Genomic DNA, 23,210 nt, shown 5'->3' with positions numbered 1-23,210 from the left:
GTAAGCCTGTTTAACACTGCTTTACCGGAAAGCGTAAAGCAGTGACGTCCTTGATGTCCCTGCCATAAAAATAACATGCCTGACAGGTAGGTTTTGCTACGCCCGTCGGCAACGCTGCGTTCGCTTGCGCGAGCGCGGAGGGACTGTTTATGCTGAAAAATTATACCCGGCAGCTGTTCGCACAGCTTAGCCGCCATCTGCCACGCCGTTTAGTCCAGCGCGATCCGCTGCCGGACGCCCGCCATCTGGCGAGCGGCCCCATTCCTGAGTCGCTGGGCAAACAGTGCCTGGACGTGGCGGCGATGGACGACCAGGAGATCTGGCGCGCCTTTGACAGCCACCCTGAAGGGCTCAATGAAGGCGAAGTGGCGGCGAAAATCCTTAAACACGGCGACAACCAGATCCCGGCGCAGAAGCCCTCGCCGTGGTGGGTGCATCTGTGGACCTGCTACCGCAACCCGTTCAATCTGCTGCTGACGGTGCTCGGCATCGTCTCCTATTCCACCGAAGATCTGTTCGCCGCCGGGGTGATCGCCCTGATGGTGGGGATCTCGACGCTGCTCAACTTCATCCAGGAGGCGCGCTCGACCAAAGCGGCGGATGCGCTGAAGGCGATGGTGAGCAATACCGCCACCGTGCTGCGGGTGGTCAACGAGCAGGGGGAGAGCTGCTGGCTGGAGCTGCCTATCGACCAGCTGGTGCCGGGCGACATCATCCGGCTGTCGGCGGGGGACATGATCCCGGCGGACCTGCGTATCCTGCAGGCGCGGGATCTGTTCGTCGCCCAGGCCTCGCTGACCGGCGAATCGCTGCCGGTGGAGAAAGTGGCCCACAGCCGCGATCCGCTGCAGCAGAACCCGCTGGAGTGCGACACCCTGTGCTTTATGGGCACCAACGTGGTGAGCGGCTCGGCGCAGGCCATCGTCTTCGCCACCGGCGGCCACACTTGGTTTGGTCAACTGGCCGGCCGCGTCAGCGAGCAGGAGAGCGAGCCGAACGCCTTCCAGAAAGGCATCAGCCGGGTGAGTATGCTGCTGATCCGCTTTATGCTGGTGATGGCCCCGGTGGTGCTGCTGATCAATGGCTACACCAAAGGCGACTGGTGGGAGGCGGCGCTGTTCGCGCTGTCGGTGGCGGTCGGCCTGACGCCGGAGATGCTGCCGATGATCGTCACCTCGACGCTGGCGCGCGGGGCGGTAAAGCTGTCGAAGCAAAAGGTCATCGTGAAGCACCTCGACGCCATTCAGAACTTTGGCGCGATGGACATCCTCTGCACCGATAAAACCGGCACCCTGACTCAGGATAAGATTGTGCTGGAGAACCATACCGACGTCTCCGGCAAGGTCAGCGAGCGCGTACTGCATGCCGCCTGGCTGAACAGCCACTACCAGACCGGGTTGAAAAATCTGCTCGACACCGCGGTGCTGGAGGGCGTTGAGCTGGAGGCCGCCCGTGGGCTGGCGGCGCGCTGGCAGAAAGTGGATGAGATCCCCTTCGATTTCGAACGCCGCCGCATGTCGGTGGTGGTGAAAGAGGAGGACGCCGCGCATCAGCTGATCTGCAAAGGGGCGCTGCAGGAGATCCTCAACGTCTCAACCCAGGTGCGCTACAACGGCGATATCGTGCCGCTGGACGACACCATGCTGCGCCGCATCCGCCGGGTCACTGACACCCTCAACCGGCAAGGGCTGCGGGTGGTGGCGGTGGCGACCAGGTACCTGCCGGCCCGCGAAGGCGACTACCAGCGCGCCGATGAGTCGGACCTGATCCTTGAAGGCTACATCGCCTTCCTCGATCCGCCGAAAGAGACCACCGCCCCGGCGCTGAAAGCGTTAAAAGCCAGCGGCATCACGGTGAAGATCCTCACCGGCGACAGCGAGCTGGTGGCGGCGAAGGTGTGCCATGAAGTGGGGCTGGATGCCGGCGAAGTGGTGATTGGCAGCCAGATTGAAGCCATGAGCGACGACGAGCTGGCGGCGCTGGCGAAACGCACCACGCTCTTCGCCCGCCTGGCGCCGCTGCATAAGGAGCGCATCGTGACGCTGCTGAAACGCGAAGGCCACGTGGTGGGCTTTATGGGCGACGGCATCAACGACGCCCCGGCGCTGCGCGCGGCGGACATCGGCATCTCGGTCGACGGCGCGGTGGATATCGCCCGCGAGGCGGCGGATATCATTCTGCTGGAGAAAAGCCTGATGGTGCTGGAGGAGGGGGTGATCGAAGGCCGCCGCACTTTCGCCAACATGCTTAAGTACATCAAAATGACCGCCAGCTCCAACTTCGGCAATGTCTTCAGCGTGCTGGTGGCCAGCGCCTTCCTGCCGTTTCTGCCGATGCTGCCGCTGCACCTGTTGATTCAGAACCTGCTGTACGATGTCTCCCAGGTGGCGATCCCGTTCGATAATGTCGACGATGAACAGATCCGCAAGCCGCAGCGCTGGAACCCGGCCGACCTCGGACGCTTTATGGTCTTCTTCGGCCCGATCAGCTCGATTTTCGACATCCTCACCTTCGGCCTGATGTGGTGGGTGTTCCACGCCAATACCGTGGAGATGCAGACCCTGTTCCAGTCCGGCTGGTTTATTGAAGGGCTGCTGTCGCAAACGCTGATCGTGCACATGATCCGCACCCGGCGCATTCCGTTCGTCCAGAGCCGCGCCGCCTGGCCGCTGTTCGCCATGACCCTGGTGGTGATGGCGGTGGGGATCGCGCTGCCGTTCTCGCCGCTGGCGGGCTATCTGCAGCTGCAGGCCCTGCCGCTGAGCTACTTCCCATGGCTGGTGGCGATCCTGGCGGGCTATATGGTGCTGACCCAAACGGTCAAAGGCTTCTACAGCCGCCGCTACGGCTGGCAGTGAGGGGAAGGTTTGCGGATGATCCACGTAAAAAAGGCAGCCTGCGGGCTGCCTTTTTTCATGCCGGAGTTCGCGATCAGCGACGCACGGCGATGGCTTCGATCTCGATCTTCACGTCTTTCGGCAGACGCGCCACTTCAACGCAGGAGCGCGCCGGGAAGGTGGCGTTGTGCTCGGTGAAGAACGCTTCGTATGTGGCGTTAACGGTAGCGAAATCGTTGAGATCTTTGACGAAAACGGTGGTCTTGACGATATCGCCGACGGTGAGGCCTGCGGCTTCAACGATGGCTTTCACGTTGTTCAGCGACTGGCGCGCCTGCGCGGATACGTCTTCCGGAACGCTGCCGGTTTTCGGGTCGACCGGGATCTGGCCAGAGGTGATGATCATGCTGCCCAGGTCAACGCCCTGAACGTAGGGGCCAATCGCTGCTGGTGCATTTTCCGTCGCAATAGTTTTGCTCATGTTATCTCCAGATGAACTGAGTAATGTTACGCAAAATCATTCAGGTGGCCGCCAGGCGGTAAGCGCTGTGCCGCCGGGCGCAGACGCCGCCCGAAGGACGAAGCGTAGGGTGGTAGCCATTATAGGGAGGCCTACCACCAATACCAACCGCATTTAGTTGGCCAGCACCACATAATGAGAAAACTCTTTTTCGCAGTATTTACATTTGAGTGCGATGTCATCAGCGCGTTTTTTCACTGCAAAACTGGAAGAAACCGGTTCGGCGTGGCTGATACAGTTGCTGTTCGGGCACACCAGCACGCTGTCGATGCGATCCGGCAGGCTCGGGCGGGATTTGCCCACCACTTCGTAATCATCAATGCGGTTTACCGTCGCCTGCGGGGCGTACAGCGACAGCTGGTTAACCTGCTCGTCGGTCAGGAAGGTGTTCTCGATTTTAATCAAATCTTTGCGGCCCATCTCGCCGGAGGGCAGGTTCAGGCCGATGGTGATGCGCTGGTCGGTTTCGGTCAGTTTGAACAGGGTGAGCAGCTTAAAGCCGACCTGCGCCGGAATGTGGTCGATCACGGTGCCGCGTTTGATCGCTTCTACCTGCAGTTTATTGTCGTGTGTCATCTCTCATTTCCCCTTACAGTGCCAGCTCGCTATTCAGTACCAGTGCCAGTAACGCCTGGCGGGCGAAGATGCCGTTACCGGCCTGCTGGAAGTACCAGGCGTGCGGCGTTTTATCGACATCGGTGGTGATTTCGTCAATGCGCGGCAGCGGGTGCAGCACCTTCATATTGGCGCGCGCCCCTTCGAGGTCGGCGGCGCGCAGGACGAACTGCGCTTTGACGTTGGCGTATTCCGACGGATCCAGACGCTCTTTCTGCACGCGGGTCATGTAGAGAATATCCACTTCCGCCATCACGTCGTCGATGGCGCTATGCAGGCTCCAGGCGATACCTTTTTCATCCAGCATATCGAGGATGTACTGCGGCATGGCCAGCGCGTCCGGGGCGATAAAGTAGAAGCGGTTGCCGCTGAATTTGGCCAGCGCCTGGGTCAGGGAGTGGACGGTACGGCCATACTTCAGATCGCCGACCATCGCCACGTTGAGGTTTTCGAGGCGGCCCTGGGTCTCCTGAATGGTGAACAGGTCGAGCAGGGTCTGGGTCGGGTGCTGGTTGGCGCCGTCGCCGGCGTTCAGTACCGGCACGCCGCCGGAGAATTCGGTTGCCAGGCGGGCGGCGCCCTCCTGCGGATGACGCATCACGATGGCGTCAACGTAGGTGCTGATGACGGAGATGGTATCCGCCAGCGTTTCCCCTTTTTTGCCCAGCGAGGTGTTGGCGCTGTCGGAGAAGCCGACCACGCTGGCCCCCAGGCGGTGCATCGAGGTTTCAAAAGAGAGGCGGGTGCGGGTCGAGGCTTCAAAGAAACAGCTGGCGATAACCTTATGCTTCAGCAGCTCGGGTTGTGGATTAGCTTTCAGCTTTGCCGCCGTCGCCAGCACCAGTTCGAGGTCTTCGCGGCTGAGATCGTTTATGGAAATGATATGTTTTTGATATAGCGGGTTAGCCATGCTTATCTCCTGACGCCTGGGCAAAAAAAAAGCCCCTTAAATAAGGGGCTTCGGGAATCCAATGAGCAACGGAAAGAAAAACGGCAGGCCAGCGTCTGCATTGAGACGCGCTAAGACAGAATGTCGTACGCAATTGGCCATGCTTCCTCCCGGCAAAACGACTGGCATTATACGCAGACCGTTATGACGATCAAGCGATTCATTCACAAACAGGTAATCGTTTGCCTGCAGAAAAGTGCGCCAGCGCAAAGAACCGTGAAACTGCACTGGTATGGCAGCGACGATGGGGGTATAAAACGCAAAAATGAAATATTGTTTTATATTTGAGGTAAGCGATGATTATTGGCAATATCCACCATCTGCAGCCATGGCTGCCTGCCGCGCTGCGCGAGGCTATCGAACACGTTATCGCCCATGTCAGCGAGGCGACGCCGCTGGGTAAACATGATATCGACGGCAACAACCTGTTTTATCTGATTTCCGAAGACACCACCGAGCCGCAGGCCGCGCGTCGCGCGGAATACCATGCCCGCTATCTCGATATCCAGATTGTGCTCCGCGGCAGCGAGGGGATGACCTTCAGCACCCTGCCGGCAGGAGAGCCGCAGACCGACTGGCTGGCGGAGAAAGACATCGCTTTCCTGGCGGAGGGGGCGCAGGAGCAAACGGTGATCCTTAACGAAGGGGACTTTGTGGTGTTTTATCCCGGCGAAGTGCATAAACCGCTGTGCGCCGTGGGCGCCCCGGCGAAGGTGCGCAAAGCGGTGGTGAAGATGCTGATGGCGTGACAAAGCGCCCTGACGAGCGGTATCCCGGATACGCGCCGAGCGATCCGGGATTTGACGGCGAGCGAAGGATTATTTGCTCAGCGTCGCCACCATCACCGCTTTGATGGTGTGCATCCGGTTTTCCGCCTGGTCGAAGACCACGCTTGCCGCCGACTCAAACACCTCGTCAGTCACCTCCATGCCGCCGTGCAGGCCGTATTCGGCAGCCATCTGTTTGCCCAGCGTGGTCTGGTCATCATGGAACGCCGGCAGGCAGTGGAGGAATTTGACCCGCGGGTTGCCGGTCAGCGCCAGCATCGCACTGTTAACCTGATAGTCGCGCAGCAGGGCGATACGTTCGGCCCATTTTTCCTTCGCCTCGCCCATTGAGACCCAGACGTCGGTATAGATAAAATCGGCGCCTTGCACCCCCGCGGCGATATCTTCCGTCAGGGTGATGTTACCGCCCTGCTGTTTCGCCAGCGCGGTACAGGTTTCCACCAGCGCGGCCTCCGGCCAGCAGGCCGAGGGCGCCACCAGGCGCAGATCCAGACCGGTCAGCGCCGCGGCTTCCAGCATCGAATTACCCATGTTGTTGCGCGCGTCGCCGGCGTAGACCAGCGTCATCTGGTTAAAGGCTTTGCCCGGCAGGTGCTCTTTCATGGTCAGCAGGTCCGCCAGCAGCTGGGTAGGGTGGAACTCGTTGGTGAGGCCGTTCCACACCGGCACGCCGGCGTATTGCGCCAGGGTCTCCACCACTTCCTGGCCGTGGCCGCGGTACTGAATGCCGTCGTACATCCGTCCGAGCACGCGGGCGGTGTCCTTGATCGACTCTTTATGGCCAATCTGGCTGCCGCTGGGCCCCAGGTAGGTCACGCGGGCGCCCTGATCGTATGCGGCAACTTCGAAAGAGCATCGTGTACGGGTTGAGTCTTTTTCGAAGATGAGCGCGATGTTTTTCCCTGCCAGTTTCTGGACTTCGATACCGTTTTTCTTATCGGCTTTCAGCTTTGCCGCCAGCTCGAGCAGGGCGGTGATTTCTGCAGGCGTAAAATCGAGTAACTTTAAAAAATGCTTCTGGTAAAACGCAGACATGGTTCCCTCACCTGGCATAGGCCACTAATTGAATTAAAATTCAATTTATATGTATGAATATTCATTTTCAAGTCTGTGATCGAAATCTTTCACTGAGAAGTGGAGGCAATGACGGCGGTATGTGACAATAGGGATAACTGCCGCACATTATGAGGAACGAGCCATGGCAAACCCGGAACACCTGGAAGAACAGCGTGAAGAGACGCGTCTGATTATCGAAGAGCTGCTGGAAGATGGCAGCGATCCGGACGCACTGTACACGATTGAGCATCACCTCTCTGCAGACGATTTCGAAACCCTGGAGAAAGTGGCGGTGGAAGCGTTTAAGCTGGGCTATGAAGTGACCGAGCCCGAAGAGCTGGAAGTGGAAGAGGGTGAAGTGGTCATCTGCTGCGATATTCTGAGCGAATGCGCCCTGAACGCAGAACTGATCGATGCCCAGGTGGAACAGCTGATGACGCTGGCAGAAAAATTTGACGTCGAGTATGACGGTTGGGGCACCTACTATGAGGACCCGAACGGTGAAGAAGACGGCGAGGATGACGAAGATTTTGTCGATGAAGACGACGATGGTGTTCGTCACTAAGTCGCAGAAGATGTAGATGATACGGCGGCGCCAGCCGCCGTATAGCAAGGAACTTCCATGGATTACCCGCAGATACTCTCCCCGATTATCAACTTCCTGCACTGCCCGACGCCGCAGGCGTGGATTGACGAAGCCCGCAAGCCGGAAAACCTGCCGCTGCTGCTGACCGACCATATGGTGTGCGAACTGAAAGCGGCGCAGAACGCCATGCTGCTGGTGCGTCGCTACGTCGCGGATAAAGCCGACGCCGACGAGCTGCTGGCCTGCCTGAAACCGTATGAAGACTTCACCTACCGCCGGGGGCCAGAGCCGGATTTTGTCGCCCTGCATAAACGGATCAACAAAAGCGCCATGCCGCAGACCGACGACCCGTGGGGCCGTCAGCTGCTGGACAGCATGATTTTGCTGATTAAAGAGGAGCTGCATCACTTCTGGCAGGTGCGGGAGATGATGCTGGCGCGCGATATCCCCTACGTCAAAATCACCGCCAGCAACTATGCCCGCGGCATGCGACGGGAGGTGCGCTCACATGAGCCGGTGATGCTGATCGATAAGCTTATCTGCGGCGCCTATATCGAGGCCCGCTCCTGCGAGCGCTTTGCGGCGCTGGCGCCGTGGCTGGACGACGATCTGCAGAAGTTCTATCTGTCGCTGCTGCGCTCGGAAGCGCGTCACTATCAGGACTACCTGGATCTGGCGCAGAAGATTGCCGGAGAAGATATCAGCGAACGGGTCCGCCAGCTCGGCGAGGCGGAAGCGGCGCTGATCCTCCGTCCGGAGGCCGAATTCCGCTTTCACAGCGGCGTGCCGGCGGCGGCGTAGCCCACGCTGTTCGGCTCCCGTCGCTCCGGTCGCCACTCACGCCGGCAGTCTCAGTAGCCATGGGGGGAGAGATAGCGTTGAGAGCTTCAGCTCGCCATGGTATGGGCCGTAGGTCGGGTAAGGCGTTAGCCGCCACCCGACAAAAAAACGGCACCGCGAGCACGGGTAAGGTGCAAGCGGTGCCATCCGGGACATGCCCCGGCTCGCGCTACGCTTAGCCGGGCTACCGAACTGTAGCCCCGGTAAGCGTAGCGCTACCGGGGACGCCTGCGATATCGAGGCGTTACAGCATTTTCAACATCCGCACTTCGCAGTCCACGTGGCCGGTGCAGCCCAGCGGACCGTCAATATGTTCGAAGCCAAGATGCTCATATAAGCCGATCGCCTCCGTCAGGAAGGCAGTGGTTTCCAGATAGCAGCGTTTAAAGCCCTGCTCGCGGGCGTAGTCGAGCGCCAGCAGCGCCAGCTTCTTCGCCAGCCCCTGGCCGCGGGCGCTGGTCATGAAATACATTTTCTGCAGCTCGCAGATATCCGGCTCGCTGCAGGCGAGCGGCGCGACACCGCCGCCGCCAACCACTTCTCCCTCTTTCTCCACCACCCAGTAGGCGGAGCCCGGCTGGCTATACAGCTCATACAGTTCATCGAGATTCGGGTCGGCGACCGTATAGCCTTTATCGGCGGTCAGGCCATATTCTGCGGATACCTGGCGGATGACGGCCGCTATCGCAGCGTTATCCTGTACCGCGATACGGCGTAATGTAAAGGTCTGTGGCGCGGCAAGATTCATAGAATCACTCAATTTTAGCTTAAATAACCATACATTTCTTTAATACCATTATTCGTTTACAGGCGCAAGGTGCGCGTGAAATGTATTGCCGGGAAAATTCAAAAATAATATATTCTGCTCGCTTAATGCCGATGCGCATTATTTATTATTTTTATATATGGTTTAAAGTACAAGGACGACTTTTTTATGAGTATGATTTCAGGGCAATTGCAGCGTTCTGGCCATTCTTTTATTTTTCATGGTCAGGCCGGGCGCTATTTTATTATTTGTCTGGTTAATATTATTTTTTCTGTAATAACTTGTGGATTATTTATTCCATGGGCATGGGTACGGAGTCGCCGTTATCTTTGTGAGAATATGGAGGTTAATGGCGCCCGCTTTGCCTATCACGGGCGCGGTATCACGATTTTACTCAGCTGGCTATTGATATTTGTCGTGCTGGTTTTACTCAGCTTAGCGCTTGCCATTTTCTCTCCCGGTAGCGAAGGGCTGGAGACGCTGGCATTTCTTATCCTGCTGCCGGTAATGATAATTAAGGGGTTAAGCTACCATGCGACGATGACCTCTTTCACGAATATTCGCTTTGTGGTTCAGTGTCATCTGCTGCGCGGATGGTGGATTATGCTCGGCTTACCTTTGCTGATATACGTGCTAACAGCGGTGGTGTTCGCCATGCTGGGAAGTCGGCTTTTTTACAAGGGCCTAAATAGCATGCTGCTGGGGATCGTTGTTCTGCTTTTGCTGGCGCTAGTTATTATGGCAATAACCAGCGGTGTGGTTTACAGCCACTGGCTTGATCTCATCGGCAAAGGCGCAACCTTTGGCAAAAATAAATTTAATATTTATGTGAGTACTAAGCGTTGTGTGGTGATTTTTTTATGGGCAACGGCTATTTTGTTGCCGTTTATCGTCATTTTTATTGGCTTTTTATTTTCCGCATTCGCTCAACTGCTGACGGGCTGTATGTTTGGTCTGTGCAGTGAAGGTTCGGCACTGTTTATGGCATTGCGGCATCTTGGGGCGATATTAGGGGGATATATATTCCTCACTATCGGTATCGTGTTATCCATGGCATACCTTCGTGTGGCTTTACGTAATCACGCGATGAATAACCTGGTGCTGGGGGACAGCGTTCATTTTCGTTCCACCCTGACGTTTTTCGGTCTTGCTCCGCGTTTACTGGCGTTGACGTTTCTCACGCCGCTGACGCTGGGGCTGGCCTATCCCTGGTTCAAGATTGATTTGCTACGCTATATTGCTGAAAACACGACGATGGTCGGTGAGTTAGATTCGCTCGATCTGCAGCCGGCGGCACCACCGCAGCCGACGGTATCTGACAAACTATGCGGCGGTTTTTTTCCGATGCCGCCGTTCCTGTAATGTAAAAAGGCCGGAGCAAGCTCCGGCCTTTTTTCTATCGCGAGCAATTACAGCGCGGCGATCACCGCCTGCTGCTCAATCAGCTTCGCTTTCGCTTCCGCGTAGCCTTCCAGCTTCTCGCGCTCTTTGGCGATCACCGCTTCCGGCGCGCGGGCGACAAAGCCTTCGTTAGCCAGCTTGCTTTCGATGCGGCCAATTTCGCCTTCGATTTTGGCCACTTCTTTCGCCAGGCGCGCCAGCTCATCTTCTTTATTGATGAGGCCCGCCATCGGGATCAGCAGCTCGGCGCCGTCGACGATCTTGGTCACGGAGACCGGACCTTTATCATCGGCAGGCAGCACGGTAATGCTTTCCAGACGCGCCAGATTCAGCAGGAAGCTGCGGTTGTCGTTCACGCGACGCTCGGCCTCTTTGCTGCAGCCGCGCAGCAGCAGTTCCAGCGGTTTGCCCGGGGCGATGTTCATTTCCGCACGGATGTTACGTACGGCGACGATCGCCTGCTTCAGCCATTCGGTGTCGGCCAGCGCCGCGTCATCCACCTGAGAGGCATCATACTGCGGGAACGGCTGCAGCATGATGGTGTCGGCGGTGATCCCGCAGATGACCTTCACGCGCTGCCAGATGGTCTCGGTGATGAACGGAATGATCGGATGCGCCAGGCGCAGCAGACCTTCCAGCACGGTCACCAGCGTATGGCGAGTGCCGCGCAGTTCCGCTTCGCTGCCGCCGTTCATCACCGGCTTGGTCAGTTCCAGGTACCAGTCGCAGAACTGGTTCCAGGTGAACTCGTACAGGATGCCGGCGGCGATATCGAAGCGGAAGTTATCCAGCGCTTCGCGATACGCTTTGACGGTGTGGTTGAATTCCGCGAGGATCCAGCGGTCGGCCAGGGAGAGCACCCTCTCGCCGCCGTTGAAGCCGCAATCCTGATCTTCGGTGTTCATCAGCACGAAGCGGCTGGCGTTCCACAGCTTGTTACAGAAGTTACGGTAACCTTCCAGACGCTTCATATCCCAGTTGATGTCGCGGCCGGTAGAGGCCAGCGCCGCCAGGGTGAAGCGCAGGGCGTCGGTGCCGTGCGGCTCGATGCCGTTCGGGAACTGTTTCTCGGTGCGCTTACGGATTTTCTCCGCCAGCTGCGGCTGCATCATGTTGCCGGTACGTTTCTCCAGCAGCTCCGGCAGGGTGATGCCGTCAACCATATCCAGCGGGTCGATAACGTTACCCTTGGATTTGGACATCTTCTGGCCTTCGTCATCGCGGATCAGACCGGTCATGTAGACGGTCTTAAACGGCACCTGCGGTTTACCGTTTTCATCTTTGATGAAGTGCATGGTCATCATGATCATGCGGGCGATCCAGAAGAAGATGATGTCGAAGCCGGAGACCATCACGCTGGTCGGGTGGAACTGACGCAGGGCGTCGGTGTTTTCCGGCCAGCCGAGAGTGGAGAAGGTCCACAGCGCGGAGGAGAACCAGGTATCCAGCACGTCTTCGTCCTGGCGCAGCGCCACGTCGGCGCCGAGGTTATTTTCCTGGCGTACTTCGTCTTCGGTGCGGCCCACGTAAACGTTGCCGTCGTTGTCGTACCATGCCGGGATGCGGTGACCCCACCACAGCTGACGGGAGATACACCAGTCCTGAATGTCGCGCATCCAGGAGAAGTACATGTTTTCGTACTGCTTCGGCACGAACTGAATGTCGCCGTTTTCAACGGCTTCCACCGCCGGCTTGGCCAGCACGTCCGCGCGCACGTACCACTGGTCGGTCAGCATCGGTTCGATAACCACGCCGCCGCGGTCGCCGTAAGGGACGGTCAGGTCGTGCGGTTTGATCTCTTCCAGCAGGCCGAGGGCGTCAACCGCCGCAACGACGGCTTTACGCGCCGCGAAGCGTTCCAGTTTCTGGAACTCCGCCGGGATCTCGCTGGAGTAGACGTCGGATTCATTGCCTTTGGTGTCGTACACTTCCGCGCTTTCGCGGATGTCGCCGTCAAAGGTCAGGATGTTGATCATCGGCAGCTGGTGACGACGACCCACTTCGTAGTCGTTAAAGTCGTGCGCCGGGGTGATCTTCACGCAGCCGGTGCCTTTCTCCATGTCGGCGTGTTCGTCGCCCACGATCGGGATGCGGCGGTTAACCAGCGGCAGCACCACGAATTTGCCAATCAGATCTTTGTAACGCGGATCTTCCGGGTTAACGGCCACGCCGGTATCGCCCAGCAGGGTTTCCGGACGGGTGGTGGCGACCACCAGGTAGTCTTTACCGTCAGCGGTTTTCGCGCCATCGGCCAGCGGGTAGCGGATATGCCACATGGAGCCTTTCGATTCGCGGTTTTCCACTTCGAGGTCGGAAATGGCGGTGCGCAGTTTCGGGTCCCAGTTAACCAGGCGTTTGCCGCGGTAGATCAGGTCTTCCTTATACAGGCGAACGAAGACTTCTTTCACGGCATTGGAAAGGCCTTCGTCCATGGTGAAGCGCTCGCGTTCCCAGTCAACGGAGTTGCCGAGACGGCGCATCTGACGGGTAATGGTGCCGCCGGATTCCGCTTTCCACTGCCAGATTTTGTCGATAAAGGCATCGCGGCCGTAGTCGTGACGGGTTTTCCCTTCTTCAGCGGCAATCTTACGCTCAACCACCATCTGGGTAGCGATACCCGCGTGGTCGGTCCCCGCCTGCCACAGGGTGTTTTTGCCCTGCATGCGCTGGTAGCGAATCATGGTATCCATGATGGTTTGCTGGAAGGCATGACCCATATGCAAACTGCCGGTGACGTTCGGCGGCGGGATCATGATGCAGAAGCTCTCCTGGCTTTCATCACCATTCGGTTTGAAATAGCCCTGCTTTTCCCAGTGCTCGTAAAGCGGCTGTTCGATATCTTGTGGGTTGTATGTCTTTTCCATTATTTCCAGGTTGCCGTGTTCAGGTTGAAACCAGCCATGCGGTACGCCTTATAGCGTTCGCGCGCCAGTTGTTTCAGATTTTCTTCGTAAGGGACAAAGTCTATCACTTCTGTGAAAGCGGTGGCAAAATCTGCAAAGTTAAGCCGCAGGCTGATCAGAATGTCCCGCGGGCTGCTGTTGCGCTTTTGCGGCCAGGCAATCTCTACCGGCGCGCCGCCTCGCGGGCCTTCGCCCGCCAGATTGTGCGGCACAAAGCTCTCCGGTGGTCGCGACCACAGCGCCTCATCGAGACGAATCGCCTGCTGCTCATCTTCACAGGCGATCAGGACGCGCTTGCCGTTGCGCCAACGTTCTGCGGCAATGTCACACACCAGCTGCTCGACGGCGCTCAGGCCATCGACGGTGTCTTCGTTGTCCAGAAGATAGAACGTTGCGTTTTTCATATATGGGGCTTCTTGTTGTGGATTTAAATGTAAAGCCGGGCGGCGCTACGCTTACCCGGCTTACAAACGGCATCTTTCCGTAGGCCCGGTAAGCGTAGCGCCACCGGGCATCAGACGGCAATCACTCTTCGCCGTTAAAACCCGCGCGATTGAGCAGGAACTGCGACAGCAGCGCGACCGGACGACCGGTGGCGCCTTTGGCCTTACCGGAGCGCCAGGCGGTGCCGGCGATGTCGAGGTGCGCCCAGTTGTACTTGCGGGTGAAGCGCGACAGGAAGCAGCCGGCGGTGATCGCGCCGCCAGGACGGCCGCCAATATTCGCCATATCGGCAAAGTTGGATTCCAGCTGATCCTGGAACTCGTCGGCCAGCGGCAGACGCCATGCGCGGTCGCCCGCCAGTTCAGAGGCGCCGATCAGCTCATGGGCCAGCGGGTTATGGTTCGACATCAGGCCGGTGATGTGATGGCCGAGGGCAATCACGCAGGCGCCGGTCAGCGTCGCGACATCGATAACCGCTTCCGGCTCGAAGCGCTCAACGTAGGTCAGCACGTCGCACAGCACCAGGCGGCCTTCGGCGTCGGTGTTGAGCACTTCCACCGTCTGGCCGGACATGGTGGTCAGAACATCGCCCGGACGATAAGCGCGACCGCCAGGCATGTTTTCACAGCCCGCCAGCACGCCGATCACGTTCAGCGGCAGCTGCAGCTCAGCAACCATCCGCATCACGCCGTACACCGCCGCGGCGCCGCACATGTCGTACTTCATCTCGTCCATGCCTTCGGCCGGCTTGATGGAGATACCGCCGGAATCGAAGGTCAGGCCTTTACCGACCAGCACGATAGGGCGCGCGTCTTCCGACGGGTTGCCTTTATACTCGATAACCGACATCAGCGACTCGTTCTGCGAACCGTTGCCGACGGCGAGGTAGGCGTTCATTCCCAGCTCGCGCATCTGCTGTTCGCCGATCACCCGGGTGATAACGTTTTTGCTATAGGTATCGGCCAGCTGGCGCGCCTGGGAGGCCAGATAGGCGGCGTTACAGATGTTCGGCGGCATGTTGCCGAGATCTTTCGCCGCTTTGATGCCGGCGGCGATCGCCAGCCCGTGCTGAATGGCGCGTTCGCCGCTGGTCAGCTCGCGACGGGTCGGCACGTTAAAGACCATTTTACGCAGCGGGCGACGCGGCTCGCTTTTGTTGGTCTTCAGCTGGTCGAAGCTGTACAGCGTCTCTTTGGCGGTTTCCACCGCCTGGCGAACTTTCCAGTAGTTGTTACGACCCTTGACGTGCAGCTCGGTCAGGAAGCAGACTGCCTCCATTGAACCGGTATCATTCAGGGTATTGATGGTTTTCTGGATGACCTGCTTGTACTGACGCTCATCCAGTTCGCGCTCTTTGCCGCAGCCAATCAGCAGAATGCGCTCAGACAGAATGTTCGGCACATGGTGCAGCAATAACGTCTGGCCAGGTTTGCCTTCCAGCTCGCCGCGACGCAGCAGGGCGCTGATGTAGCCGTCGCTGATTTTATCGAGTTGTTCGGCGATGGGGGAGAGGCGACGTGGTTCAAAGACGCCGACCACGATACAGGCGCTCCGCTGCTTCTCCGGGCTACCGCTTTTTACACTGAACTCCATGCACTATGCTCCTGAATCTTAAAGACAACAGTGGTGGCTACGGCTATACTCGTCGCCTTTCAAGTTGCAGATGCGCCGGCTGCGCCTGCTTACCCTGACGTGGCACATTGTGCGCGCCAGGGGCCACAGCCCTGCTGCCTTCTTACAACTCGAAATCCATTGAGTATATAATTGCAAGCTTTCGTAACTCATGTCCGCTGTTGCGGTGACTTCGTGTTAATCTTAACGTTAATAAGGCCTGGGTTCGTCAGAAAAGATCCTGACATGCAGAACCGATGAGTCATTTAATCTTAGCGACGTTTTCGACGACCAAAGAGAATAAATGACGTTTAAGCCATGAAACAAGCAATTTTCCTGCACTAAAACGGGTTTTTACGGGCGTATTTATAGTGATAATCATAAGATATCTGGTTCGTGAGACGCTGAAAAGCCAGTTGGCGATCCTATTCATCCTGTTACTGATTTTCTTTTGCCAGAAATTAGTCAGGATCCTCGGCGCTGCGGTGGATGGCGATATCCCAACCAATCTGGTGCTCTCGCTGCTGGGGCTCGGCATCCCGGAGATGGCGCAGCTTATCCTGCCGTTAAGTCTGTTCCTTGGCCTGCTGATGACCCTCGGCAAGCTGTACACCGAAAGCGAAATTACGGTGATGCACGCCTGCGGCCTGAGTAAAGCCGTATTGATCAAGGCGGCGATGATCCTCGCGCTGTTCACCGGCGCGGTGGCGGCGGTCAACGTGATGTGGGCAGGGCCGTGGTCGTCGCGCCATCAGGATGAAGTGCTGGCGGAAGCCAAGGCCAACCCCGGCATGGCCGCGCTGGCCCAGGGCCAGTTCCAGCAGGCCAGCGATGGTAACGCGGTCATGTTTATCGAGAGCGTGAACGGCAACCGCTTCCATGACGTCTTCCTTGCCCAGCTGCGCCCGAAAGGCAACGCGCGCCCCTCCGTGGTGGTGGCGGATTCCGGCGAGCTGTCGCAGCAGAAAGACGGTTCGCAGGTGGTGACCCTCAATAAGGGCACCCGCTTTGAAGGCACCGCGATGCTGCGCGACTTCCGCATCACCGACTTCAATAACTATCAGGCCATTATCGGCCACCAGGCGGTGGCCGCCGATCCGGACGACACCGAACAGATGGATATGCGCACCCTGTGGCAGACCCACACCGATCGTGCGCGCGCCGAACTGCACTGGCGCTTCACGCTGGTGGCGACGGTCTTCATTATGGCGCTGATGGTGGTGCCGCTCAGCGTGGTCAACCCGCGCCAGGGCCGCGTGCTGTCGATGCTGCCGGCGATGCTGCTCTACCTGGTGTTCTTCCTGCTGCAGACCTCGATTAAGTCGAACGGCGGCAAAGGCAAAATGGACCCGGCTATCTGGATGTGGGCGATTAACCTGCTCTATTTTGCGCTGGCGGTGCTGTTAAACCTGTGGGACACGGTGCCGATGCGCCGCTTCCGCGCCCGTTTTAATAAAGGAGCGGCCTGATGCAGGCGTTTGGCGTACTTGACCGTTATATCGGTAAGACGATTTTCAACACCATCATGATGACCCTGTTCATGCTGGTGTCGCTCTCCGGCATTATCAAGTTTGTCGATCAGCTGAAAAAGTCCGGGCAGGGTAGTTACGATGCGCTGGGCGCTGGCCTCTACACCATCCTCAGCGTGCCGAAAGACATCCAGATCTTCTTCCCGATGGCCGCGCTGCTTGGCGCGCTGCTGGGGCTGGGGATGCTGGCCCAGCGCAGCGAGCTGGTGGTGATGCAGGCGTCCGGTTTCACCCGGCTGCAGGTGGCGCTGGCGGTGATGAAAACCGCGATCCCGCTGGTGCTGTTGACCATGGCGATCGGCGAGTGGGTGGCGCCGCAGGGCGAACAGATGGCGCGCAACTACCGCGCTCAGCAGATGTACGGCGGTTCGCTGCTTTCCACCCAGCAGGGACTGTGGGCGAAAGATGGCCATAACTTTGTCTATATCGAACGGGTAAAAGGTAACGATGAGCTGGGGGGCGTCAGCATTTATGCCTTCAACCCGGAGCGTCGTTTACAGTCGGTGCGCTATGCCGCCTCGGCAAAATTCGATAGCGAGAATAAAGTGTGGCGCCTGTCGCAGGTGGATGAATCCGATCTGACCGATCCGAAGCAGGTGACCGGGTCGCAGATGGTGAGCGGCACCTGGAAAACCAACCTGACGCCGGACAAGCTCGGCGTGGTAGCCCTGGATCCGGACGCGCTGTCGATCAGCGGGCTGCACAACTATGTGAAATACCTGAAGTCCAGCGGCCAGGATCCGGGACGCTACCAGCTCAATATGTGGAGCAAAATCTTCCAGCCGCTGTCGGTGGCGGTGATGATGCTGATGGCGCTGTCGTTTATCTTTGGCCCGCTGCGTAGCGTGCCGATGGGCGTCAGGGTGGTGACCGGGATTAGCTTCGGCTTTATCTTCTACGTGCTGGATCAGATTTTCGGCCCGCTGACCCTGGTGTACGGCATACCGCCGATCATCGGCGCCCTGTTGCCAAGCGCCAGCTTCTTCCTGATAAGCCTCTGGCTGATGATGCGCAAGGCCTAGCGGACTCGGCTACGGAACGTAAGCCCCCTCAACGATGAGGGGGCTTTTTTTTAGCGCTTGCGGCCGCCCAGCAGACTGCCCAGCATGCCGCGGACGATCTGATTGGTGACCTGGCGAACCGCGCTTTTCGCTGCGGTCTGCACGATACCGTCGCGTTTGCCGCCGCGCGGGCCGGTGCTGCCGAACAGGATATCTTTCAGGCCGCCGAGCAGCCCATCGTCTTCCCCGCTCTGCTGACCCTTCGCCGGCGGAGTAGACTGCTGTTCCGTGGCGACCTGGACCCCTTGCTGCAGCATCTCGAAGGCCGACTCGCGGTCCACCTCTTCTTCATACTTGCCGTACAGCGGCGAGTGATTCAGCAGGCCATTGCGCTCATCATCGCTGACCGGCCCCATTCGCGAGCAGGGGGCGATAACCATCGCCCGCTCGACCACCGAGGGGCTGCCTTTCTCATCGAGGAAGGAGATCAGCGCCTCGCCGGTGCCCAGCTCCTGGATCGCCTGCTCGGTACTGAAGGCCGGGTTGGCGCGCATGGTCTGGGCGGCGGTTTTCACCGCTTTCTGATCCTTCGGCGTAAAGGCGCGCAGCGCGTGCTGTACGCGGTTGCCCAGCTGGCCGAGCACGGCGTCGGGTATATCCGCCGGGTTCTGCGAGACAAAATAGACGCCGACGCCCTTGGAGCGAATAAGACGGATCACCTGTTCGATTTTATCCAGCAGCACCTGCGGCGCATCGTTGAACAGCAGATGCGCCTCATCGAAGAAGAACACCAGTTTGGGCTTGTCGAGATCGCCCGCCTCCGGTAGGCGCTCGTACAGCTCGGAGAGCATCCACAGCAGGCTGGCGGCGTAGAGCTTCGGCATCTGGTAGAGCTTTTCAGCGCTGAGGATATTGATCACCCCTTTGCCGCTGGCATCGACGCGCATCCAGTCGGCAATATCCAGCATCGGCTCGCCGAAGAAGTGCCCGGCGCCCTGTTGCTCCAGGGTCAACAGTCCGCGCTGGATGGCGCCGACCGAGGCGCTGCTGATATTGCCATACTGGTTCTGGAAAGATTTGGCGTTGTCGCCGATAAACTGGGTGATGGCGCGGAGGTCTTTGAAGTCGAGCAGCAGCAGACCGCGGTCGTCCGCGATGCGGAAAATAATGTTCAGCACGCCGCTCTGCACCTCATTGAGATTGAGCAGGCGCGCCAGCAGCAGGGGGCCAAGATCGGAGACCGTCGCCCGAACCGGGTGGCCCTTCTCGCCAAAGATATCCCAGAGCACCACCGGGTTGGCGTGCGGCTCCCAGTCGCTGACGCCGATCTTCTCCAGCCGCGCCTGCAGTTTCTCTGAGCTCTGCCCCGCGGCGGCAATGCCGGTCAGGTCGCCCTTGACGTCCGCCATAAATACCGGCACGCCAATTTCCGAGAACGACTCAGCCAGCTTTTGCAGGGTGACGGTTTTACCGGTGCCGGTCGCACCGGTGATCAGCCCATGGCGGTTGGCCATCGCGGGCAACAAATAGAGCGCGTTATCCAGCGTGCGCGCAATCAACAGGGGTGAGCTCATGATCGATTCCTCCATTTATCCTGCGACGATTATAGGCAACCTCGTCGTTCGGCGTTGGGGAAATCGTCACGCGCCGCGCACGCTGTCGCGAGAGGCCTCAGGCGCAGTGGCGTTGGATAAGCGCAATGCTCTGCTCAATTTCGCGCTCGATATCCGCTTCGCTCCACTGCGCCAGCTCGGGAGCGAAGGGTTCAAAAGCGTATACCCCCTGATAGCCGCGGGCTTCCAGCGCTTTAACCTGCTCGCAGGTGCCGAGGCGATCCTGCGGCGTCAGCATGATGCGCTCGGCATCGGTGAGCTGCTCGCGCGGACGGGTATCGTCCACCCCGGAGAGGTGCACCAGACCGATATCCGCCACCTCCACCTGGCTGAACTCGTCCGCCGCCTGCGGGTAGAGATGGTGATGGAAGGTGTCGATCAGCAGCTTAAACGGCACGCGGGCGTCATGGATCAGCGTCTGCGCCTGGTGCGCCGATCGCAGTGAGCTTTGCGGGAAGCCCAGCGGCTCCACCAGGCCGTGGATGCCGTAGAAGGCGAACAGCGGCGCCAGGTCGCGCAGGGCGCTCAGAGTGTCGCTGGCCGGCACCTCGGTGCCGTCGTTGAGCGGGCAGAGCACCAGCGATTTGGCGCCGATGGCCTGGGCCTCTTTCAGCAGCGACTCGGTCAGCTGCCGCACCTCTTCGCTACGGCGGTTAAAGGGATAGACCGCGTTAATCGTCAGGATCTCGATGTGGTAACGCGCCGCCAGCTCGCGCACCTGCTGATGGCTCAGATCGTCGGTCACTTTCCCGCTGGGTAAATCGTTGCGCAGCTCGACTTTATTCAGGCCCAGACGGTTCACCAGACGGAAAAACGCTTCAATGCTGAGCGCTGGCGCGATTTTGCGGTTAATACAAAAACGTTGCATTGCGATGGCCATAGGACACTCCTGACGGAAGAGGGTTGGGTTCGTTCAATTGGCTAACAGTCAAAACGTTTATTCCAAAATAAGCAAGAATGAAAATGATGATTGTTTGAGCTGCCTCGCAAAATATTCCCGGCTGCCGCGGCGGGAGCGACCGGGACCGGGAGCCAGGTATCGCGAGGCGGCGCGGCTCGATGGGGGAAGCGCGTAAGCGATGCGTGAGCGCAAAATGCGACTGTTATCACCAAAATGAAATTTCATTTCACAACAACGTTGAAATATAAATTTCACTTTACTACGGTTATAGCACAGCAGAATCAGCGACGGGCCGGCGTGCGCTGGCCCTCTTCACTATGAGGCGAGAACATGACGATCACAGGAAACTTTATTGGCGGGAAAACCGTTATCAGCAGCAGCAACGAAACGATGCCGGTGTACGATCCGGCGACGGGCAAAGCGGTGCGCGAAGTCACGGTATCGACCGCGCAGGAAGTCTCTGAGGCGATTCAGGTTGCTCGCGATGCGTTTGACAGCTGGTCTCGCACCACGCCGCTGCGCCGCGCCCGCGTGCTGTTCAACTTTAAAATGTTGCTGGAACAGCACGTGGAAGAGCTGGCGGGGATCATCGTCAGCGAGCACGGCAAAGTGTGGTCGGATGCGCTGGGCGAGCTGACCCGCGGCATGGAAGTGGTCGAATTCGCCTGCGGGATCCCGCACCTGATTAAAGGCGAATACTCCTCTGACGTCGGCACCGGCGTCGACAGCTACTCGTTGATGCAGCCGCTGGGCGTGGTGGCCGGGATCACCCCGTTCAACTTCCCGGCGATGGTGCCGATGTGGATGTTCCCGCTGGCGCTGGCCTGCGGCAACAGCTTCGTCCTCAAGCCGCCGGCGCTGGCGCCGACGGCCGCCGTGCGTCTGGCAGAGCTGCTGAAAGAGGCCGGTCTGCCGGACGGCGTGTTTAACGTCGTGCACTGCAGCAATGAAGATGCCGAGCAGCTGTACACTGACCCGCGCATTGCGGCGGTGAGCTTCGTCGGCTCCTCCGGCGTGGCGGAGTATATCTATAAGACCGCCAGCGCCCACGGCAAGCGCGTGCAGGCCTTCGGCGCCGCCAAAAACCACGCGATAGTGATGCCGGATGCCGATCTCGACGCCACCGTTAACGCCATTATGGGCGGCGCCTTCGGTTCCGCAGGCGAGCGCTGCATGGCGCTGCCGGTGGTGGTGGCGGTGGGAGATGAAACCGCCGACAAACTGATCGCTCGCCTGAAGCCGCTGGTGGAAGCGCTGAAAGTGGGCCCGGGCTGCATGCGCGGCCAGGAAGAGAACGAGATGGGGCCGGTGGTGTCTGATACTCACCAGAAAAAAGTGCTCGGCTATATTGATAAAGGCGAAAGCGAAGGGGCAAAACTGGTGGTCGATGGCCGCAAACTGCGCGTGCCGGGCTACGACGCGGGCTATTATATCGGCGGCACCCTGTTCGATCACGTCACCCCGGAGATGACCATCTGGCGCGAAGAGATCTTTGGCCCGGTGCTGGGGATTGTGCGCGCGGCGGACTATGACAGCGCCCTCGAACTGGTCAACAGCCACGAGTTTGGCAACGGCAGCGCCGTCTTCACCAGCAACGGCCACACCGCGCGTGAATTCGTCCACGACGTGCAGGCGGGGATGGTCGGGGTGAACGTGCCGGTCCCGGTGCCGATGGCGTTCCACAGCTTCGGCGGCTGGAAGCGCTCAGTGTTTGGCGCGCTGAACGTCCACGGGCCGGACGGCGTGCGCTTCTACACGCGCATGAAGACCGCCACCGTACGCTGGCCGGCAGGGCAGCAGACCGTATCTGAATTCAGCATGCCGACGTTAGGTTAATCGGCGAAGGAGAGCGCCATGTCGTTACTGGCTAAATCGCGAAAAGAGGGACAGATCCAGCATATTACGCCGCAAAGCGCCGGTTGGCGCTATATCGGCTTCGATGTCTGGATGTTGAAAAAAGGGCAGACTGTGACGCTGGAGAGCGGCGATCGCGAGCTGTGCCTGGTGCTGGTCGCTGGCCTGGCGTCGGTGAAAACGCAGCAGGCCGATTTCCCGAATCTCGGTAAACGGATGTCGCCGTTTGAACGTACCCCGCCGTGGTCGGTATACGTGCCGCCGCAGGATCGGGTCGAGGTGACCGCCGATTCCGATCTGGAGCTGGCGGTGTGCAGCGCGCCGGGCAAAGGCAGCTTCCCGGCACGCCTGATTCGGCCGGAAGACGTCGGCGTGGAGCACCGCGGGAAAGGGCGCAACCAGCGCCGGGTGCATAACATTCTGCCGGACAGCGCCGAGGCGGATTGCCTGCTGGTGGTCGAGGTCTACACCGACGAAGGGGCCACCAGCTCGTGGCCGTCGCATAAGCACGATACCGCCCAGCCGGGCAAAGAGACGCAGCTGGAAGAGACCTACTATCACCGCTTCGATCCGCCGCAGGGCTTTGCCTTCCAGCGGGTCTACACCGACGACCGCAGCCTGGACGCCTGCATGGCGCCCTATAACCACGATGTGGTGATGGTGCCGCGCGGTTACCATCCGGTGGCGGCGATTGCCGGTTACGACAGCTATTATCTGAACGTCATGGCCGGGCCGGATCGGAAATGGCTGTTCACCTGGGAAGAGGACCACGCCTGGATCAACACCCCGGAATATCCGCGCCACGACTAACGTGACGCGCAGACGCCGATAAAAAAGTCCGGTTAGCGATGCTAACCGGCCTTCTTGTCTATGGGCTGCGGGTGTTTTTTAGCGAAAGGCTCCGCGGAATCCCACTCCCAGGCCCGGCAAGCGCAGCGCCGCCGGGCAGGACACCTCTGGCGCCATACCCGTCTTGTGCCGGATGGCGCTACGCTT

Annotated in this window: 21 protein-coding genes; 9 read left to right on the top strand and 12 right to left on the bottom strand. The window is 59.1% G+C overall.

Features of this window, described 5'->3' with window-relative positions; all coding sequences use genetic code 11:
- The first annotated feature begins 149 nt into the window (after window positions 1-149).
- The gene (mgtA, locus tag QLG03_RS23955) at window positions 150-2,858 is read left to right on the top strand and encodes a magnesium-translocating P-type ATPase (protein WP_255989729.1); all 2,709 of its coding nucleotides are present in this window, start codon (window positions 150-152) and stop codon (window positions 2,856-2,858) included.
- 73 nt (window positions 2,859-2,931) lie between these two features.
- Here mgtA and ridA read toward each other — a convergent pair whose 3' ends face one another.
- From ridA to QLG03_RS23930, 5 genes are all read right to left on the bottom strand, one after another.
- A complete protein-coding gene (ridA, locus tag QLG03_RS23950) occupies window positions 2,932-3,318 on the bottom strand; it encodes a 2-iminobutanoate/2-iminopropanoate deaminase (protein WP_002886926.1) in 387 nt (128 codons plus the stop codon).
- A gap of 153 nt (window positions 3,319-3,471) precedes the next feature.
- Window positions 3,472-3,933 carry an aspartate carbamoyltransferase regulatory subunit gene (pyrI, locus tag QLG03_RS23945; protein ID WP_002886927.1) on the bottom strand — a complete coding sequence of 154 codons (462 nt, stop codon included), beginning with the start codon at window positions 3,931-3,933 and terminating at the stop codon, window positions 3,472-3,474.
- 13 nt (window positions 3,934-3,946) lie between these two features.
- Window positions 3,947-4,882, bottom strand: coding sequence for an aspartate carbamoyltransferase (gene pyrB / locus QLG03_RS23940; RefSeq protein ID WP_004206522.1), 936 nt, complete (start codon window positions 4,880-4,882; stop codon window positions 3,947-3,949).
- Between the two features lie 2 nt (window positions 4,883-4,884).
- Window positions 4,885-4,944, bottom strand: a complete 60-nt coding sequence (locus QLG03_RS23935; RefSeq protein ID WP_227650304.1) for a pyrBI operon leader peptide — start codon at window positions 4,942-4,944, stop codon at window positions 4,885-4,887.
- On the bottom strand, window positions 4,919-5,023 hold the full coding sequence (locus QLG03_RS23930; RefSeq protein ID WP_002886930.1) for a pyrBI operon leader peptide: 105 nt from the start codon (window positions 5,021-5,023) through the stop codon (window positions 4,919-4,921). The genes QLG03_RS23935 and QLG03_RS23930 overlap by 26 nt, the downstream gene beginning before the upstream one ends.
- Window positions 5,024-5,217: 194 nt before the next feature.
- Between QLG03_RS23930 and QLG03_RS23925 the strand changes: the two genes are divergently transcribed.
- The gene (locus tag QLG03_RS23925; RefSeq protein ID WP_023291766.1) at window positions 5,218-5,670 is read left to right on the top strand and encodes a YhcH/YjgK/YiaL family protein; all 453 of its coding nucleotides are present in this window, start codon (window positions 5,218-5,220) and stop codon (window positions 5,668-5,670) included.
- Window positions 5,671-5,739: 69 nt separating this feature from the next.
- Here QLG03_RS23925 and argF read toward each other — a convergent pair whose 3' ends face one another.
- Window positions 5,740-6,744 (bottom strand): ornithine carbamoyltransferase, encoded by a 1,005-nt coding sequence (gene argF / locus QLG03_RS23920; protein WP_255989727.1) that lies wholly within the window; start codon window positions 6,742-6,744, stop codon window positions 5,740-5,742.
- 163 nt (window positions 6,745-6,907) lie between these two features.
- On the opposite strand from argF, the gene rraB reads away from it, so the two are divergent.
- Window positions 6,908-7,330, top strand: a complete 423-nt coding sequence (rraB, locus tag QLG03_RS23915) for a ribonuclease E inhibitor RraB (protein ID WP_023291768.1) — start codon at window positions 6,908-6,910, stop codon at window positions 7,328-7,330.
- A gap of 57 nt (window positions 7,331-7,387) precedes the next feature.
- A complete protein-coding gene (miaE, locus tag QLG03_RS23910; RefSeq protein WP_023291769.1) occupies window positions 7,388-8,152 on the top strand; it encodes a tRNA isopentenyl-2-thiomethyl-A-37 hydroxylase MiaE in 765 nt (254 codons plus the stop codon).
- Window positions 8,153-8,435: 283 nt separating this feature from the next.
- Here miaE and QLG03_RS23905 read toward each other — a convergent pair whose 3' ends face one another.
- A complete protein-coding gene (locus QLG03_RS23905) occupies window positions 8,436-8,939 on the bottom strand; it encodes a GNAT family N-acetyltransferase (protein WP_023291770.1) in 504 nt (167 codons plus the stop codon).
- Between the two features lie 186 nt (window positions 8,940-9,125).
- On the opposite strand from QLG03_RS23905, the gene QLG03_RS23900 reads away from it, so the two are divergent.
- Window positions 9,126-10,319, top strand: a complete 1,194-nt coding sequence (locus QLG03_RS23900) for a DUF898 family protein (RefSeq protein ID WP_282473673.1) — start codon at window positions 9,126-9,128, stop codon at window positions 10,317-10,319.
- A 47-nt stretch (window positions 10,320-10,366) separates the two neighbouring features.
- Here QLG03_RS23900 and QLG03_RS23895 read toward each other — a convergent pair whose 3' ends face one another.
- The 3 genes from QLG03_RS23895 to pepA all read right to left on the bottom strand — a co-directional run bounded on the left by QLG03_RS23895 (window position 10,367) and on the right by pepA (window position 15,298).
- Window positions 10,367-13,222, bottom strand: coding sequence for a valine--tRNA ligase (locus QLG03_RS23895; protein ID WP_044525210.1), 2,856 nt, complete (start codon window positions 13,220-13,222; stop codon window positions 10,367-10,369).
- Entirely contained in the window at window positions 13,222-13,665 is a 444-nt protein-coding gene (gene holC / locus QLG03_RS23890; RefSeq protein ID WP_004206530.1) for a DNA polymerase III subunit chi, read from the bottom strand. The genes QLG03_RS23895 and holC overlap by 1 nt, the downstream gene beginning before the upstream one ends.
- A 121-nt stretch (window positions 13,666-13,786) precedes the next feature.
- Window positions 13,787-15,298, bottom strand: a complete 1,512-nt coding sequence (gene pepA, locus QLG03_RS23885) for a leucyl aminopeptidase (RefSeq protein ID WP_004206531.1) — start codon at window positions 15,296-15,298, stop codon at window positions 13,787-13,789.
- Between the two features lie 389 nt (window positions 15,299-15,687).
- On the opposite strand from pepA, the gene lptF reads away from it, so the two are divergent.
- A complete protein-coding gene (gene lptF, locus QLG03_RS23880) occupies window positions 15,688-16,785 on the top strand; it encodes an LPS export ABC transporter permease LptF (RefSeq protein ID WP_023291773.1) in 1,098 nt (365 codons plus the stop codon).
- Complete coding sequence (gene lptG / locus QLG03_RS23875; RefSeq protein ID WP_002886956.1) at window positions 16,785-17,867, top strand: LPS export ABC transporter permease LptG; 1,083 nt, start codon at window positions 16,785-16,787, stop codon at window positions 17,865-17,867. The genes lptF and lptG overlap by 1 nt, the downstream gene beginning before the upstream one ends.
- A 50-nt stretch (window positions 17,868-17,917) precedes the next feature.
- On the opposite strand, the gene QLG03_RS23870 is transcribed toward lptG, so the two are convergent.
- Both QLG03_RS23870 and QLG03_RS23865 read right to left on the bottom strand, forming a co-directional pair.
- The gene (locus tag QLG03_RS23870) at window positions 17,918-19,420 is read right to left on the bottom strand and encodes a helicase HerA-like C-terminal domain-containing protein (RefSeq protein WP_132136272.1); all 1,503 of its coding nucleotides are present in this window, start codon (window positions 19,418-19,420) and stop codon (window positions 17,918-17,920) included.
- Between the two features lie 97 nt (window positions 19,421-19,517).
- Complete coding sequence (locus QLG03_RS23865; protein ID WP_132136274.1) at window positions 19,518-20,339, bottom strand: TIM barrel protein; 822 nt, start codon at window positions 20,337-20,339, stop codon at window positions 19,518-19,520.
- A 351-nt stretch (window positions 20,340-20,690) separates the two neighbouring features.
- On the opposite strand from QLG03_RS23865, the gene QLG03_RS23860 reads away from it, so the two are divergent.
- Together QLG03_RS23860 and iolB are read left to right on the top strand one after the other, a co-directional pair.
- Window positions 20,691-22,196, top strand: a complete 1,506-nt coding sequence (locus QLG03_RS23860; RefSeq protein ID WP_023291776.1) for a CoA-acylating methylmalonate-semialdehyde dehydrogenase — start codon at window positions 20,691-20,693, stop codon at window positions 22,194-22,196.
- An 18-nt stretch (window positions 22,197-22,214) separates the two neighbouring features.
- Entirely contained in the window at window positions 22,215-23,024 is an 810-nt protein-coding gene (gene iolB, locus QLG03_RS23855; protein WP_023291777.1) for a 5-deoxy-glucuronate isomerase, read from the top strand.
- Window positions 23,025-23,210: the final 186 nt, after the last annotated feature.

This window comes from Klebsiella sp. V115_8, from assembly GCF_029967715.1.
In the GTDB taxonomy this organism is placed as follows: domain Bacteria; phylum Pseudomonadota; class Gammaproteobacteria; order Enterobacterales; family Enterobacteriaceae; genus Klebsiella; species Klebsiella quasipneumoniae.
This window is presented reverse-complemented; position numbering and strand designations above follow the sequence as displayed.

What these genes read in the sequence shown, in the direction of transcription:
- mgtA (WP_255989729.1), top strand. Translation starts at nt 150, where the DNA reads ATGCTGAAAAATTATACCCGGCAGCTGTTCGCACAGCTTAGCCGCCAT.
- ridA (WP_002886926.1), bottom strand. Translation starts at nt 3,318, where the DNA reads ATGAGCAAAACTATTGCGACGGAAAATGCACCAGCAGCGATTGGCCCC.
- pyrI (WP_002886927.1), bottom strand. Translation starts at nt 3,933, where the DNA reads ATGACACACGACAATAAACTGCAGGTAGAAGCGATCAAACGCGGCACC.
- pyrB (WP_004206522.1), bottom strand. Translation starts at nt 4,882, where the DNA reads ATGGCTAACCCGCTATATCAAAAACATATCATTTCCATAAACGATCTC.
- QLG03_RS23930 (WP_002886930.1), bottom strand. Translation starts at nt 5,023, where the DNA reads ATGGCCAATTGCGTACGACATTCTGTCTTAGCGCGTCTCAATGCAGAC.
- QLG03_RS23925 (WP_023291766.1), top strand. Translation starts at nt 5,218, where the DNA reads ATGATTATTGGCAATATCCACCATCTGCAGCCATGGCTGCCTGCCGCG.
- argF (WP_255989727.1), bottom strand. Translation starts at nt 6,744, where the DNA reads ATGTCTGCGTTTTACCAGAAGCATTTTTTAAAGTTACTCGATTTTACG.
- rraB (WP_023291768.1), top strand. Translation starts at nt 6,908, where the DNA reads ATGGCAAACCCGGAACACCTGGAAGAACAGCGTGAAGAGACGCGTCTG.
- miaE (WP_023291769.1), top strand. Translation starts at nt 7,388, where the DNA reads ATGGATTACCCGCAGATACTCTCCCCGATTATCAACTTCCTGCACTGC.
- QLG03_RS23905 (WP_023291770.1), bottom strand. Translation starts at nt 8,939, where the DNA reads ATGAATCTTGCCGCGCCACAGACCTTTACATTACGCCGTATCGCGGTA.
- QLG03_RS23900 (WP_282473673.1), top strand. Translation starts at nt 9,126, where the DNA reads ATGAGTATGATTTCAGGGCAATTGCAGCGTTCTGGCCATTCTTTTATT.
- QLG03_RS23895 (WP_044525210.1), bottom strand. Translation starts at nt 13,222, where the DNA reads ATGGAAAAGACATACAACCCACAAGATATCGAACAGCCGCTTTACGAG.
- holC (WP_004206530.1), bottom strand. Translation starts at nt 13,665, where the DNA reads ATGAAAAACGCAACGTTCTATCTTCTGGACAACGAAGACACCGTCGAT.
- pepA (WP_004206531.1), bottom strand. Translation starts at nt 15,298, where the DNA reads ATGGAGTTCAGTGTAAAAAGCGGTAGCCCGGAGAAGCAGCGGAGCGCC.
- lptG (WP_002886956.1), top strand. Translation starts at nt 16,785, where the DNA reads ATGCAGGCGTTTGGCGTACTTGACCGTTATATCGGTAAGACGATTTTC.
- QLG03_RS23870 (WP_132136272.1), bottom strand. Translation starts at nt 19,420, where the DNA reads ATGAGCTCACCCCTGTTGATTGCGCGCACGCTGGATAACGCGCTCTAT.
- QLG03_RS23865 (WP_132136274.1), bottom strand. Translation starts at nt 20,339, where the DNA reads ATGGCCATCGCAATGCAACGTTTTTGTATTAACCGCAAAATCGCGCCA.
- QLG03_RS23860 (WP_023291776.1), top strand. Translation starts at nt 20,691, where the DNA reads ATGACGATCACAGGAAACTTTATTGGCGGGAAAACCGTTATCAGCAGC.
- iolB (WP_023291777.1), top strand. Translation starts at nt 22,215, where the DNA reads ATGTCGTTACTGGCTAAATCGCGAAAAGAGGGACAGATCCAGCATATT.